The sequence below is a fragment of the Candidatus Thiodiazotropha sp. AKAK3 genome (assembly GCF_058244645.1).
Map to the genome: position 1 here is coordinate 93,854 of NZ_JBSYOQ010000018.1, position 14,551 is coordinate 108,404.

Consider the following 14,551-nt stretch of genomic DNA (forward strand, 5'->3'; position numbering starts at 1 on the left):
ATCGAGTATAGGTTGCGAATATCCCTTATTAAGCGAATTCCCCAATTATTCAGGGCCTATTTCCTACTTTACGTAGGGTGTGGCCCTGCCGCACCATATTTCCTATAGATAGTTGCCTCGGACCTGTTAACACTAATTGAATAGGCCCTAGGGTGAGGTTGGGCACACCCTTCTAACAAATAGCATTAGATTCTGAAACAGGTTAAACGTGAGCGGTAATACTCGAGCGAGTATCAATGCAGTTGAAAATAAACTATAGGGTCAATAGTTATCGAGCAACTGCTCTACCAGTCTGGTCAATCTATCCAGTGCGCCACGATTCTGATCCACCAACTCTCTACCGGCCTCACCAAAACGACTTCGTTCACTGGCATCGCTCAGCCATTGGGTAATCTGCTGAGCCAACACTTGCTGTGACTCCACTTGAACCGCTGCCTGCTGGCTGAGGAAAAGTTCGCTGATTTCGCTGAAGTTGAACATATGCGGCCCAAACACCACAGCAACACCCTGTGCAGCAGCCTCGAGGATATTGTGTCCGCCATGAGGCACCAGGCTGCCACCGATAAAGGCTGCATCAGAGGCACCTATGAACAGGGTCAGCTCACCCATGGTATCCCCCAGGAACACCCCGACCTCTGGGTCGCAGGGTCGTTGCTCACTCCGTTTGACCAGTTGAAAGCCCGACTCCTCAACCAGCTGAGCGACCCGTTCGAAACGTTCTGGATGACGGGGCACCAACACCAGCAAGGCATCAGCAATGGTTCGCTGAACCTCAATATGGGCCTGAATCAGCAACTCATCTTCACCCTCGTGTGTACTTGCAGCGATCCATACCGGTCGCCCAGCGCCCCACTGACGACGCAAGACATCGGCCCGTTCCAGCAGACTGCCGGGAAGATGGATATCAAACTTGATACTGCCGATAACTTCCAGCTGCTCGGGTCTTGCACCCAGGGTATGAAACCGTTCTGCGTCAGCTTCTGCATGAGGTGCAATCATGGTCAGGTTACGCAATGCCTGACGCGTCAGACCCGCCAGCTTGTGATAGCCCCGAGCAGAGCGTACTGACATGCGGGCATTGGCCAACAGGGTCGGCACACCTTCCCGCTTGGCGTAGTAGATCAGATTAGGCCAGATCTCTGTCTCAACCAGAATCAACAGCTGTGGCCGAAAGGCTTGAAGATAACGCAGCACAACCCAGGGCAGATCAACAGGCGCATAACGATGCTCCACCTCTGCACCAAACAGCGCCTTGACACGATCAGCCCCTGTCGGCGTGGTGGTGGTGATCAGCAACGGATGCGATGGATACTGATCCAGCAATCGACCAACCAGGGGGGCGATCGCCTGCACCTCACCTACTGAAACGGCATGTATCCAGATACCCTCCTGCCGCTCTGGCAGGTCAAAGAGTCCGAAACGCTCCAGCCATCGCTCCCTATAGGCTGGGGCTTTGCGGGCCCGCCAGAAAAGACGCAATGGATAGAGTGGCGCTAGCAGCAGCAACAGTAGGGTATAGATATATCGCATGGCAGTTGATTGGACTAATCCTTATCCTCAAACTGCTCACTGAATTGATGGCGACAGAGCTGATAGTAGGCGCCCTTCTGATCGATCAGCTGTTGATGTTTTCCCTGCTCTATAAGCTCACCGTCGTGCACCACAAGAATCCTGTCCGCATGCTGAATAGTGGAGAGCCGGTGGGCGATCACCAGGGTAGTGCGTTCATGGGTCAGTGCCTGAAGTGCGGCTTGTACATGGCGTTCCGACTCGGTATCCAACGCTGATGTGGCCTCATCCAGTAGCAGAATCGGTGCATCTTTGATCAATGCTCTGGCAATCGCCAGACGTTGACGCTGACCACCGGAAAGTCTGACCCCATCCTCTCCGATGCGGGTCTCGAAACCGTCAGGAAGCCGCTCGATAAATTCCAGAGCATGAGCACTTTTTGCCGCTTCGATAATCTCTTCCCTGGTCGGCTCGCCCGTTGCGCCATAGGCGATATTTGCCGCTACGGTATCGTCAAAAAGAACCGACTCCTGCCCAACATAGGAGAGCTGTCGACGCAGGCCGAGCAGGCTAAGCTCCTGGGCATCTATCCCATCAATCAGAATACGTCCGCCTGTTGGGTTATAGAATCGGGGAATCAGGTTCGCAATCGTGGTCTTACCGCCACCGGAGTGCCCCACCAAGGCCACTGTAGTACCCGGTTCGATATCAAAACTGATCGGCTTCAGCGCATCCTTTTCCATATTGGGATAACGAAACGAAACCGACTCGAAAGTTACCCGTCCCTCTGCACGCTGCAATGGCTTGCTACCGGTGTCGACCTCTGCAGGTTCATCGATCAGACCAAATACTGACTCAGCTGCCGCAAGCCCCTTTTGCAGTGGCTGGTTGATACCGGTAAGCCGCTTGAGTGGTGAGAACAGCAGGCCGATAGCAGCCATCAATGAGACAAATCCACCAATAGTCAATTCACCCAGAAAGGTATCATGGGTACTCACATAGACCAGTGATGCAATCATGGTTGCGCCTACAATCTCCACCAGCGGCATATGGGCGGAGCCTGCAACCTTGCTCTTCATGTTGTAACGACGAACCCAATTGGCCCGTTCCAGAAAACGCTTCTGTTCGTAGGGACGCCCTTCGAAGATCTTAATGACCTTATGGCCGCGCACCGACTCCTCGAGCACCTGAGTCATTACCCCCATGGTCGTCTGCAGAGAACGATTAACCCGACGCAAGCGCACCGCCAATAGACGAACAGTGACCACGATCAGCGGCAAGGCCAGAAAGATCACCATCGTCAGCATCCAGTTCAGATAGAGCATGTAGGCCATCAGACCAATCACCACGATGGTATCTTTGACCAGCGTGGTTAACACTTTGGTCGCCGCCATCGTCACCTGGTTGACGTTATAGGTCACCTTGGAGATCAGGGTTCCGGTGGCGTTGGCATCGAAATAGGTCGTTCCCATGGTGAGTATGCGCTCGATCATCATCCTGCGAAGATCGAGAACCACTTTTCCTGCGACCCATTCAAAAGCCACATTGGTGACGAAGTTCATCAACCCACGCACAGTAAACAGCAGGATCAATAGTATCGGAGACCAGAAAACATAGTCAGGATCTTTCGCAACAAAGCTACCATCCAACATCGGTTTCATCAGGATTGGAATCGCCGGCTCAGTCAATGCCAGCAGTACCATCGCCCCAAGCGCCCCACCAAACTGTCTCCAGTAGGGTTTTACCCGTTGCAACAGACGCAGATAGAGCTCACGACCTGACATACCGGGCCCATCCACCCCACCTTTATCATTCGACATCGCGCATCGCCTCCACGATACGGCTGGTCGACACACCGGGCAGAAAATCGAGCACTTGAACCGCACCACCGTTTTTCACTACACAGTCGTAACCAGCGATCTCTTCCGGTTTATAGTCACCTCCCTTCACCAGCAGGTCTGGTTTGATCTCACAGATCAATGACTCGGGGGTATCATCACCGAATGGCACCACCCAGTCCACCGAAGCCAGACCAGCCAGTACCGCCATCCGCTGCTCGACCGTATTGATCGGCCGCCCAGCTCCTTTCAGACGACGCACTGAATCATCCTCATTGACAGCCACAACCAGACGATCGCCCAACTGTTTGGCCTGTTGAAGATAACGCACATGCCCCTCATGCAGAATATCGAAACAACCGTTAGTCATCACGATCCGCTCACCCTGTTGGCGCGCCACCCTGGTCGCCTCAGCCAGGGTTTCCCGGCTCAGAATGGTATGAAAATCGAAATCACCCTGACTGATCAGTGCCCCTTTGAGCTCTTCCAGGCTGACACTGCCGGCACCCAGCTTTCCGACCATCAGACCGGCAGCAACATTGGCCAACCCAGCCGCATCCTGAATCGGCATACCTGCAGCCATTCCGGCACCCAATACACCGATCACAGTATCCCCGGCACCTGTGACGTCAAACACTTCCCTTGCCCTTGTGGGCAGATGCAGGGGCGGCACATCTTTCTGAATCAACAACAATCCCCGCTCACTCAGGGTGATCATCAGCGATTGCAGGTTCAGTTTCTCCCGTAACGCCATGCCCCGCTCATTAAGAACCTGATCGGTTTCGCAATGGCCAACCACCGCCTCGAACTCCTTCAGGTTCGGGGTCAGTAGTGTCGCATCACGATATTTTTCGAAATCACTCCCTTTCGGATCTACCAATACCGGCACACCCTGCGCCCTCGCTGCGGCAATCAGACGCTGTGGCTGCTGCAAGGTACCCTTGGCATAATCAGACAGAATCACAAGGTCGCAGTCGCCCAGCTGCTGTTCGTACAGCCCTTCCAGCTCGGTCAGGTCTACTTGCCACATGGGCTGCTCAAAATCCAAACGCAACAACTGCTGATGCTGACTGATGACCCGCAGCTTGGTTATGGTCGGTACCCCAACCTCTCTCTGCAGCAGACACTGAACCCCCGCATTGGTCAGCTCAGTGACCAAGCGGCTACCCGCTTCGTCTTCACCAATCAGCCCGCATAAACCAACCTCCACACCGAGACTGGTCATATTCAAGGCAACATTTGCCCCACCCCCCGGGCGTTCTTCGGTATCATGCACATGAACCACGGGAACCGGGGCTTCGGGGGAGATTTTGGCGGCAGCACCCTGCCAGTAGCGATCAAGCATCAGATCGCCCACTACCAGAACACGCGCCTTACTGAAGTCAGGAAGCTGAAATTGCATCAAACCGTTAACATATATTGCGACAAACGCCCTAGTTTAGGGGGGGCGACAGGTAGTAACAAGCTGAATTCCAGAACAGAGCATGGCAAAAAAGCGTAAACACTCACTCTATTCACCCTATAACTGGCCTGCATGGCTCGGTTTAGGCCTGCTTTGGCTCACCAGCCAACTCCTCTCCTACTCCATGACACTCTCCATTGGCCGCGCCATAGGACGGTTGATCTACCACCTCTCGCCTAAACGCAAACACATTGCCGCGGTCAATCTGGGGATCTGCTTTTCAGACAAGACTGAGCAGGAGAGGCAGACCATTCTCCGCCAACACTTCGAATCTCTCGGCATCGGCATGTTGATGATCGGCTTTGCCTGGTGGGCCAAAGAGAGCAAGTTGAAACCCCTGGTCGAGATCGAAGGATTAGAACATCTGCAACAGAGCCTTGCACGGGGCAAAGGAATCATCCTGCTCAGCGCCCACTTCACCGACCTTGAGGTTACCGGTCGTCTGCTGAGTCTGTTTCAACCCTTCGCTGTGATGTACCGCCCCCATGAAAATCCGGTCATCGAATGGGCCTTCAATCGCAACCGGCGTGAGCGTTTCGAAGCGGCCATCCCGAGAAACGAAATCCGTCAGGTAATACGCACGCTAAAAAAGAACCTGCCTGTCTGGTACGCACCGGACCAGAGCTTCAAGGGACAGAACAGCACCCTAGCCCCCTTCTTCGGCGAACCTGCCGGCACCAACACCGCAACCTCTCGCCTGGCAAAGATCAGTGGTGCTCAGACGATACTCTTCTCAGGCTACCGCAAAGCGGATGGCAGCGGTTATAAACTGGTGATCCACTCTCCCCTTGAGGATTTTCCCTCCGAGGATATTCAGTATGACGCAACACGCATAAATGGGCTGATTGAAAAAGCAGTTGCCTATGCCCCGGAACAGTATCTTTGGATTCACCGACGGTTTAAGAAGCGTAAGGTAATTCCTGATCCTTACTAAGAGATCCTTACTCCAGATATCATCTCTATCTCAATGGTGCGGCAGGGCCGGCACCCTACGCCCCATTCTGGCTTATGGTGGGGCATGGCCCCACCCTACCAATCCCGAACAGCCCCACCCTACCAATCGATTATTGTAGGGTGGGGCCATGCCCCACCATCTGGGCTGTAAATCGATAAGCTTCAATCACACCTTTGATCCAGATGCCCGCACCGCGGAGAGTAGTTGATTACACCAGCAGATTAAATTACCACTTCATCATCGGAAGCGGTCGCAATGGATGCTTCAGCAACCACTTTCCAGCCCGCTTTAACAGACTCCTGTGAAACCCCTCGTTTGGAAACGCAGCTTTCACCTGATCGATGTATGTTTTTTGAAGACCAAACTTAAACAAACCCAATGAAAAATCGACCAGATCCCCTCTCCTGAAAAGCTCCACCAGAGGAGATGCGTCATCTTTAAATTCACGAATTTTATGGTGCTCTTCGATCATCAATCGAATCTCTTCCGACCAGGACTCAAGACCTCTGCACTTTAAATAATCCATTGCCGGTGGTATTGAAGGCGGAATATAGTCAACCGTATCTTCTATCCATATACCGATATCATGAAAAGCACCCGCAATGATGACCTTCTCCCGCTCCTCATCACTGCATGGCTTTAGCGCAAGAGAGAAATTTACCATTCGATAAACATGATTTCTGTAACCCAAATAGTCAGGACCGATCACATTTTTCCAGTCATTTAAGATGCTTTCCAAAAGCGTAATGTCACGTTCAATATCCAACATCAATCAGTTACCTTCCTACAAGAGTTAACTACAACGTTTTCACTGCCCCCTTCTCTTATTCCATTATGACGCGGTTTTAAAGTTACAACTTCTCGACTACCTATTGGTGAGGCATGGCGTCACCATGTACGTCACATTTTTATAACCAACGCTAAGCAGAGTCACTATCCAGATAATTCACACTCAAGAAACGAGGTGAACAGATAGCATAAAAAACCAGATCATCTGTTCCATAATTGGTAATACGCTGACGGCACATTGGCGGAATAATTACCACATCACCGGCACCCACTTCGACAGGCTTTTGATCATCTATCTCCACACGCCCACGACCTGAGACAATGAGATAGCGCTCAATCGTTTCCTTAAGCCGGTGCCAACGGGTAGTTACACCCGCTTCCACTCTCGCTCTTGCGATCGATAGACCGGGATCATCATTAGAGTTAGACACCTCAATAATATGACACAGCTCATCAGTATAAAACTCGTTCTCAAGATCCTGGTGTTTAATTTTAGCTTTCATCTAATTCACAATATTCGAATAGTTGCATCTTATGCTATAGCGCAAGTTTAGATTGAATCACTCCAATCATTCAAACACCACCCACTTACAAAAGGAAACCGACAAATGAGCATCATAGCTTATGACATAAGTGTTTATTCATGGTTAAAACAATGAGCCACAGTTCGAACAGTAAACTGATTTCAGAAGGCCTCAGCGAATTTGCTTATACTCTTCCCAATCAGTAAAGTTCCTCAAACAAAACCACATTTCGTGGCCAGAAGGGACTACATCATCATGGAAGACCTGGCTTTCTTGGGAATAGCGGGTTATGAAATCGATTCATATTCTATCCACATCACCGCCGACAACAGATCATCTTGTCCCGATCCCTCGCTTAAGCCAACAGTGGATCAACCTTCAGAAAAAGCATCAAATGTTTTGGGTGAATGGACCAAGCGGTTCAGGAAAAACATCCTCTGTAGCCCAACACCTGAACAACCAACCTGACATCCCGGTTTATTGGTTTCGTCTTGAACATAGAGATAGAGATGCTGCACTTTTTTTTCAGCGGCTCCACACGGCTTTCTCCCCTCTACTGGGCAAATACCCCAAGCCAGCACCATTCGATGATCCTCTGCTCTCACTCAAGGAGTTGCTCTCTTCAATAGCATCTCAGCTTGCCGAAAACGCCTCCTTTGTCTGGGACAATATCGAGCTATTGAGTGATAACAAAACACATATCGAGGCCTTGTATGATTTTTCAGTTCAACGCAAATCCTCTGGATTGACGTTTCACATCAGCCAATCCACCCTCCCGGAATATCTTCAAGCAAACAATGAGATCTGCTGTATAAATCCAGAGGATCTGCGTTTGACCCAGATAGAGTGTGGAGAGATAGCCGGTCATCTCAGGAAAAAGCCCAGCAACAGCAAATCTGCTGCATCCCTTCATCGGCTCAGCGAAGGGTGGATTGGTCCCCTTGCTGCCACAATCCATGCCTATCCACCTGCTGAGAGTAGTGGCAGCAAGCTAAACCCTGGCCACCTCCTCTGGCAAACACTCAATACCAGAGATCAAAAGCTGGCACTTCAACTCAGTTTACTCCCGGAAATAACACCCGCCCTGATCACCTCATCGATGAACAGTGCCGATGCTAAACGCAGCCATCAACTGTTGGCAGAACTACCACTTGTAGAGACGACAGGAAATAGCACCAGAATCTATCGACTCCATCCATTGCTGCTGAAAACCTTTACCCGGAAATGGCATGAGATGCCTGAGTTGAACAGGAGTGACAGCACCATTGCCATAGCTAAAACCTTAACAAAGGAGAACCGTTTTTATGATGCAGGCGAGTGCTATATCAGTGCTGAAGAGTGGCCTGAACTGCACAAGCTGATTAAACAACGTGCGGAAACAATGCTACTGGATGGCAGCACCCAGGTGCTTAAACATTGGATAGAGATGCTGCCTGAGAATGTTCGTAGTAGTGACCCCTGGTTATGCTATTGGCTTGGCAGTTGCCAACGTTTCGATCAACCCCATCAGGCTTGGCCGCTACTCGAGACTGCATTCAACCAGTTTCGTGATTGCGAAGATGTTTTGGGTCAATATTCATCCTGGTTGGCAATCTCCGAATCGATGGCCTTGGTCTTCGATGACCTCCATCCACTTAAACAGTGGCTCGCGGAGTATGACGAGCTTCGGCGTCGACACCCACGCTGTCCTGATTTCCCCATGCGGGCCAAAACTGCCACCTTTGCTGGTGTGATCATGACACTGATTGCACCAAAGCATCCCCGTTTACGCACCCTGATTCGTTTCAGTGAGTTTTGTGCCCGTATGATGCCATTGAAGACGCCACGTTTGGCAATGTTCTCCTATCTCACCTTCCACTACGCCAGTACCGGGCAGATTGCTCGTCTTCATGCCCAGGCAAAACACCTGCTCCCCGCACTCGACAACCCGGCACTGCCAACACCACTACGTCTGTTAGCCTGTTCGATGGTTGGTCTGCATCAACTTATTGCTGGCCAGGAGACAGCCGAAGAGACCCTGGATGGTGCAATTCTGTTATCACAAAGTGCCGCCGGGGGTGCCTTCCGCAGTAACCCCCGAGCCTATCGTGTCTATTGTGACATCATGGCGGGACGCAACCAGCAGGCCCAACAAGGGCTGAAGGAGTTTCATGAGCTGATTCGACCTGGTCACCGAATGGATATTGCCCATCACGACTTCATGTCCGCCTGGCTTGCAGCATTGAGTGGAGATACTGCACAAGCATTGGCACAGAGTGAAGAGTCTAAGCTGCTCAGTGCAGATCTGGCTTTTGATTTTGGTGTGGCACTGAATACCAATCTACGCGCACAGCTATTCGCAGCAATTGGTAATATCCCTGCCGCCCAAGAGGAGCTGCAGGAACTGAAACATCTTTGTAACGAAAGCGGAAGTCACATGCTATTGGTCATGCATGACATCAGTCGTGCCTGGCTCTCTTTAACCGAGAGCGACATTGATTCTTGCACTACATATCTGCAAACCGCATTTACCCTGGCAGAACAAGAGGGCATTTACGCCTACCAGGGATTTATCCACTTTGTGGTGGCTGATCTCGCTCTGTTCGCGGCAAAAAAAGATATCTGGTCTGGCTATATACAGAAACTGGTCAGTCGCTGGCAATTACACCCTGAAAAACTCTCCCCTTTGGACGACAACTGGCCCTGGCCATTACGCATTCGCGCCCTAGGCCACTTTGAGATAATACAAAATGGTACCGTGCTGGATTTGAGTCTTGGTAAACACAAAAGACCCGTCGAACTGCTCAGCGCCCTCATCGCCGAAGGGGGTAGAGATGTTGCAAAGTGGCTGCTTATCGATCATCTCTGGCCCGACAGGGATGCAGACAAATCCAGTCACGCTCTGGATAACCTGCTGCATCGCTTGCGTAAACTATTAGGGGCTGAAGCCATTGAAGTCAACGCTGGCCGAGTCTCCCTCAATCCTCAATATGTCTGGCTGGATACCTGGGCCACGCAAGCATTGAAAACAGTCAAACTCACCGACAGTGATCCCATCACAGCCATGAACCATCTGATGCGCTGGTATAGAGGTCGGTTATTTGCTGGTGATGAGAGTGGCTGGCTCCTGGCACCGAGAGAGTCTTTGCATAGCAGTTTTCTACATCTCGCCCTAAAAATTTCTGATGCACTGCTATCTCATGAACAAACCAAATTGGCAGTCGAACTCTGGGAGCACACTTTACAAATCGACCCTATGTCCGAGCCAATATATGAACAGCTCATTCGTTACCACCTCGACCAGGGACGTTCAGGCGAAGCCATGCGGATCTATCAGCGCTGCAGTCGTATCTTTGATCAGGAACTGGGTATTGCACCTGGTAATGCCATCCTGACACTGGTTAAAGAGATGACGGCTTAATCATTCTGGTGTAACTCTCTTCCTCTCTCCCCATATCACAGATACCTCAACCGACCAACGGTAATATTCACAGGGTTAACGGACCCCGGATGTGAGCTACCTGTGAGGTCACTCTTCGTACACTGCCAGCCATAAGAAACAATATCAGAGAAGGGCTTGTGATTCAGCCTGATGGGGAGTTCAGCCACCAATCAGCTCCCTAAGCTGCCGGATCAATCCTGCCCGGATACGACCAGCTCTCAAGGACTATGGCCTATGAATATAGAACGCTTTTTGGCAACACTCTTCTGTCTGTCAATACTACTCACCGGTTGTGGTGGTGAAGATTCAACTCCGTGGACTCTACCCACATTGGGCACGGTGCCTGCCTCACTGGTGCTCAGACCAGGAGAGAGTGAACAGGTCGAGTTTCGTTGGAGTAAAGAGAGTAATCAGTCATTTGCATTGCGCTACGCCCAACTCAGTGAAGCGGGCTTTACCCTAAGCGGAGCACTCCCCTGCGTCGACAATGATCCTCTGTGTGAACTTAGAACCGTCACTGCTCCAGCCACAGCCACTAATGAGCTAATAGGCAGGACAGGAAGAGTACGTGCTGCACTGCTTATCGACGGCGAGGATCAAGCGGGTAGCAGCGAACCGGTTTTAGAGAGGCATCTGCAAGGTCACCTGCCTGTAACGCTTTTTGATGCCGCACCAATTAACGCACCCCCAGTCGTTGATTTCGAGGTAGCACCTGCCCCACATTCCGATACCCCCTGGTCGCTTGCTCTAGATACCACTGGCCAGCTCTGGTCGTGGGGTGAAGAGTACTTTGACTATGATCCAACAGAACTGGCTGAAAACAGCAATAAAGACCTCAACAAAGGGCCTGCCCATATGTTTCCCAGCCCACTACCTGGCCTGGACAGTATTGAAGATTTTGGTCTCTGCTCGGGAACACTGGGATATGCCCTGGATCGGGATGGCAGTGTCTGGGTTTTCAGTTCTCCCATCGTTACAGAAAACTATAACGCTTTCGATTTTCGACAACTGGAACAGAAAAACCAACTCAGCAACATTGTTTCGCTATTCTGCCGTTTCAACGACAGCCCCTATACCTGGCCCTGGGCATGGTTGGCCAATGGCGAACTGTGGGAAGTACACCATAACCGTCAAATCGTCGGCATGGAGCGAGTCAGGATTGGAGGATTGGTTACTCATTGGGAAGATGAAAAATACCTGTTTGGATTACACCAGGATGGCACTATTGGCTTTTATCAAGCCCAGACCCATATCACTGGTGGGTTCAATGAAGTGCCTTTCGGCAGTCTGGATCAGGACGTACTGAGTTATCGACTACTTGAAGAGATTGGTGGGCTACCGCCAATAGCCAGCATCTACAGAGGTGGTGACTTTGTGATTGCCCTGAGCGAAGAGGGTCAAATCTATGGTTTCGGTAATAGCCAATATGGTGAGCTTGGTTATATTGAGCAGGATTTGAATCCATACTCCTGCCCAATCTATAGAGATTGTCCGGTCGTACTGAATCAACAGATCGATAGTGTGGTTGAGGTAGCAACCGGGAAACATTTCGTCGTTGCCCGCAAAGGCGACGGGACAGCCTGGGTCTGGGGAGATAACAGTTTCGGCCAGATGACCGGACTGCCTGGAGGCCAATCTGCAGTCCCTCGCCCGGTTAACGCCACCAATAACGTAATCGCCATTCGCGCTGGTGGTAACACAGCCATGGCGGTAGAGGCCGACGATAGCTGTGGTGTTGCAGACTATCCATCAGTTGGTCGTATGCTTGCCTGGGGAAATAACACGGGTGGCAGCAGAGGCGATGGAACCGGCGCTAACTGGGCCTGGCCAACCCCTGTGCTCAACCTGGGGGATGACACTACCTGTTCCGGGACAGCAGGTCACCGTTTGATCATATACAAATCGGGCACTGGCAATGGTGTTGTGGAAAGCAGCGTGCCAGGCTTGCGATGCACAGGACAAATCTGCTGGCAAAGCCTGCCGGTTGGCTCCAATGTCACCCTTACTGCCACGCCAAAACCAGGCTCATCTCTATTGGAGTGGCGCTGGGATTGCTCTGCGCAAACCCCGGACACTCTGATCAACATGGACAACACAAAACATTGTAAAGTGGTATTTGAACGGACAGGTTCAAATGAACTCAACTATCTACAGGTGGAAGTTGTCGGCGTTGAAGATGGAGAACGAACCTCCGATATAGGTGGACGTGTCACCAGTCAACCCGCAGGTATCGATTGTCCGGATAGCTGCTTTAGCGAACCCCATGACAAACTCAACGGTGAGACAGAGATTCGCCTGACTGCAATACCTGACGAAGGGTATAGTTTCTCCGGTTGGTTTAGATTCAACGACTCTCAGGTTGGTATAGGCAACTGTGAAAATGGCATTGTCATCCTATCCACAGCTGATGAATACTGTATTGCAGAATTTACCAAAGACCCGCCAACGCCCCCTACAGATTCACAAGACCTGATGGTCTATGTAGAGCTCGACGATAGTGGTGTACGCACACCGAACATTGGTGGATCGGTGACCAGTAGTCCAGCAGGTATCGTATGTCCAGGGGATTGCACTCAAACCTATGAAGTTGGCGCCCTGGTCACACTGACACCAAACCCCGATCCGGGATACCGATTCTACGCCTGGGAAGGCAGCGCCTGTTTTGATGGCGCGGTTACCATCCCCACCGCTGATGTCGCCTGTCGCGCAATATTTATACCCGATGCGCAACAGACCCAACAACTCAGGATCATCATCTCCAACAACAATGGTAGTTATGTCACTGGTGTCGATGAAGCAATGAATGAGGTTATCAACTGTCCGGGAACCTGTAACGCAGATATCGCAGATAACAGTTCAGTGGTACTGACACATCACACCGCTGCTGGCGACTACTTCAGTGGTTGGGCTAGTGGAGGGAGAGAGTGCGGGGTACCGACCCCGAACAATCGGAATGAATCGACAGTGATCATGGATGGGCCAAAAACCTGTGTCATCAGCTACTCACCGCCACCGGTAAATACTAACACCTATCGCCTCAATCTCTCTGTAGTCAGAGAAGAGAATGGCGTGCGTACAGCTGATGTAGGCGGCACGGTAAACAGCGCGCCAGCAGGCATCGCCTGCCCTGGAGACTGCACCGAAGACTACACCTCAGGCAGCCTCATCACACTCACTCCAAATGCTGACCCAGGCTATCAGTTTTATACTTGGGAAGGTAACGGATGTACCAACGGTCAAGTTACCATTCCTTCAGCAGATATCAGTTGCAGAGCTGTCTTTATTCCTAACATTGCTGGCCCCCATTCACTCACAGTGATCATGAACAACAATATCAATGGCAGCTATGTCACTGGTGTCGATGCCGGAATGAATCAGATTATCAACTGTCCCGGTACCTGCAATGCTAATGTTGCAGACAGTACCACTGTAGTACTGACACATCATACTGCCAGTGGAGACTACTTTGCCGGCTGGCCTGCAGGAGGCACTGATTGTGGTACACCAGATGCCGTTGATCCAAATCAGACCTCTATTCTTATGGATGGCGGAAAAGTCTGTGTCGCCAACTATTCAGCTCTAACCACATTTAATATCAATGTAAACGTCTCAGGTGCTACAGGTGTTGTCACCTCTACATTTGCTGAACCAATAGCTGGTAGTCCAATTGCATGCGCTTCAGGTCTATGCTCAGGATCGTATACAGCACCAGATACCGTATTGAATAATCTGGAGGCACTGCCTCTCTTTCTTGAAGCGGCACCAGGCGCCGGTAATAGCTTCGGAGGATGGGGAGCAGGACAATGTGATGTGGAGAGCGTGGTGCTTGGCATCCCCAGATGCCAGATCAACTTAAGGCCAACCGGGCCATTCACCATTCAGGTTGATGCCAGTTTCTTATAAAGCGGATTGAAATTATCTTCCCCCAGTAGGGTGGGGCCATGCCCCACCAAAAGGGCTGAGAAGTAGACATATAGTCGATGATCACTCTGGATCCTGAACGAATATCTCTGCAACTTATCACTATTTCCCACCTTATATGGTGGGGCATGG

General features: G+C 51.1%; 8 protein-coding genes. 3 read left to right on the plus strand and 5 right to left on the minus strand.

Features of this window, described 5'->3' with window-relative positions; genetic code table 11:
- Positions 1–261: 261 nt before the first annotated feature.
- Genes waaA through hldE form a run of 3 tightly spaced genes read right to left on the minus strand, consistent with a single transcriptional unit; the run spans position 262 to position 4,749 of the window.
- Entirely contained in the window at positions 262–1,530 is a 1,269-nt protein-coding gene (gene waaA / locus AC4IE7_RS02455; RefSeq protein WP_490775210.1) for a lipid IV(A) 3-deoxy-D-manno-octulosonic acid transferase, read from the minus strand.
- A 14-nt stretch (positions 1,531–1,544) separates the two neighbouring features.
- Positions 1,545–3,329: a lipid A export permease/ATP-binding protein MsbA gene (msbA, locus tag AC4IE7_RS02460; RefSeq protein WP_490775211.1), complete on the minus strand. Its 1,785-nt coding sequence runs from the start codon at positions 3,327–3,329 to the stop codon at positions 1,545–1,547.
- Positions 3,319–4,749: a bifunctional D-glycero-beta-D-manno-heptose-7-phosphate kinase/D-glycero-beta-D-manno-heptose 1-phosphate adenylyltransferase HldE gene (hldE, locus tag AC4IE7_RS02465; protein WP_490775212.1), complete on the minus strand. Its 1,431-nt coding sequence runs from the start codon at positions 4,747–4,749 to the stop codon at positions 3,319–3,321. The genes msbA and hldE overlap by 11 nt, the downstream gene beginning before the upstream one ends.
- An 82-nt stretch (positions 4,750–4,831) precedes the next feature.
- Here hldE and lpxL point away from each other — a divergent pair, with 82 nt between their 5' ends.
- Entirely contained in the window at positions 4,832–5,743 is a 912-nt protein-coding gene (lpxL, locus tag AC4IE7_RS02470; RefSeq protein WP_490775213.1) for an LpxL/LpxP family Kdo(2)-lipid IV(A) lauroyl/palmitoleoyl acyltransferase, read from the plus strand.
- A 247-nt stretch (positions 5,744–5,990) separates the two neighbouring features.
- Here the strand turns inward: lpxL and AC4IE7_RS02475 are convergent, their stop codons facing one another.
- Both AC4IE7_RS02475 and AC4IE7_RS02480 read right to left on the minus strand, forming a co-directional pair.
- Entirely contained in the window at positions 5,991–6,533 is a 543-nt protein-coding gene (locus AC4IE7_RS02475) for a hypothetical protein (protein ID WP_490775214.1), read from the minus strand.
- Between the two features lie 151 nt (positions 6,534–6,684).
- Entirely contained in the window at positions 6,685–7,056 is a 372-nt protein-coding gene (locus AC4IE7_RS02480; RefSeq protein WP_490775215.1) for a cupin domain-containing protein, read from the minus strand.
- A gap of 310 nt (positions 7,057–7,366) precedes the next feature.
- On the opposite strand from AC4IE7_RS02480, the gene AC4IE7_RS02485 reads away from it, so the two are divergent.
- Both AC4IE7_RS02485 and AC4IE7_RS02490 read left to right on the plus strand, forming a co-directional pair.
- Positions 7,367–10,477, plus strand: coding sequence for an AfsR/SARP family transcriptional regulator (locus AC4IE7_RS02485; RefSeq protein WP_490775216.1), 3,111 nt, complete (start codon positions 7,367–7,369; stop codon positions 10,475–10,477).
- A gap of 255 nt (positions 10,478–10,732) precedes the next feature.
- Complete coding sequence (locus tag AC4IE7_RS02490; protein ID WP_490775217.1) at positions 10,733–14,401, plus strand: InlB B-repeat-containing protein; 3,669 nt, start codon at positions 10,733–10,735, stop codon at positions 14,399–14,401.
- Positions 14,402–14,551 lie beyond the last annotated feature (150 nt).

Excerpts from the sequence above, each read along its gene's own strand:
- waaA (WP_490775210.1), bottom strand. The coding sequence starts at position 1,530 with ATGCGATATATCTATACCCTACTGTTGCTGCTGCTAGCGCCACTCTAT.
- msbA (WP_490775211.1), bottom strand. The coding sequence starts at position 3,329 with ATGTCGAATGATAAAGGTGGGGTGGATGGGCCCGGTATGTCAGGTCGT.
- hldE (WP_490775212.1), bottom strand. The coding sequence starts at position 4,749 with ATGCAATTTCAGCTTCCTGACTTCAGTAAGGCGCGTGTTCTGGTAGTG.
- lpxL (WP_490775213.1), top strand. The coding sequence starts at position 4,832 with ATGGCAAAAAAGCGTAAACACTCACTCTATTCACCCTATAACTGGCCT.
- AC4IE7_RS02475 (WP_490775214.1), bottom strand. The coding sequence starts at position 6,533 with ATGTTGGATATTGAACGTGACATTACGCTTTTGGAAAGCATCTTAAAT.
- AC4IE7_RS02480 (WP_490775215.1), bottom strand. The coding sequence starts at position 7,056 with ATGAAAGCTAAAATTAAACACCAGGATCTTGAGAACGAGTTTTATACT.
- AC4IE7_RS02485 (WP_490775216.1), top strand. The coding sequence starts at position 7,367 with ATGAAATCGATTCATATTCTATCCACATCACCGCCGACAACAGATCAT.
- AC4IE7_RS02490 (WP_490775217.1), top strand. The coding sequence starts at position 10,733 with ATGAATATAGAACGCTTTTTGGCAACACTCTTCTGTCTGTCAATACTA.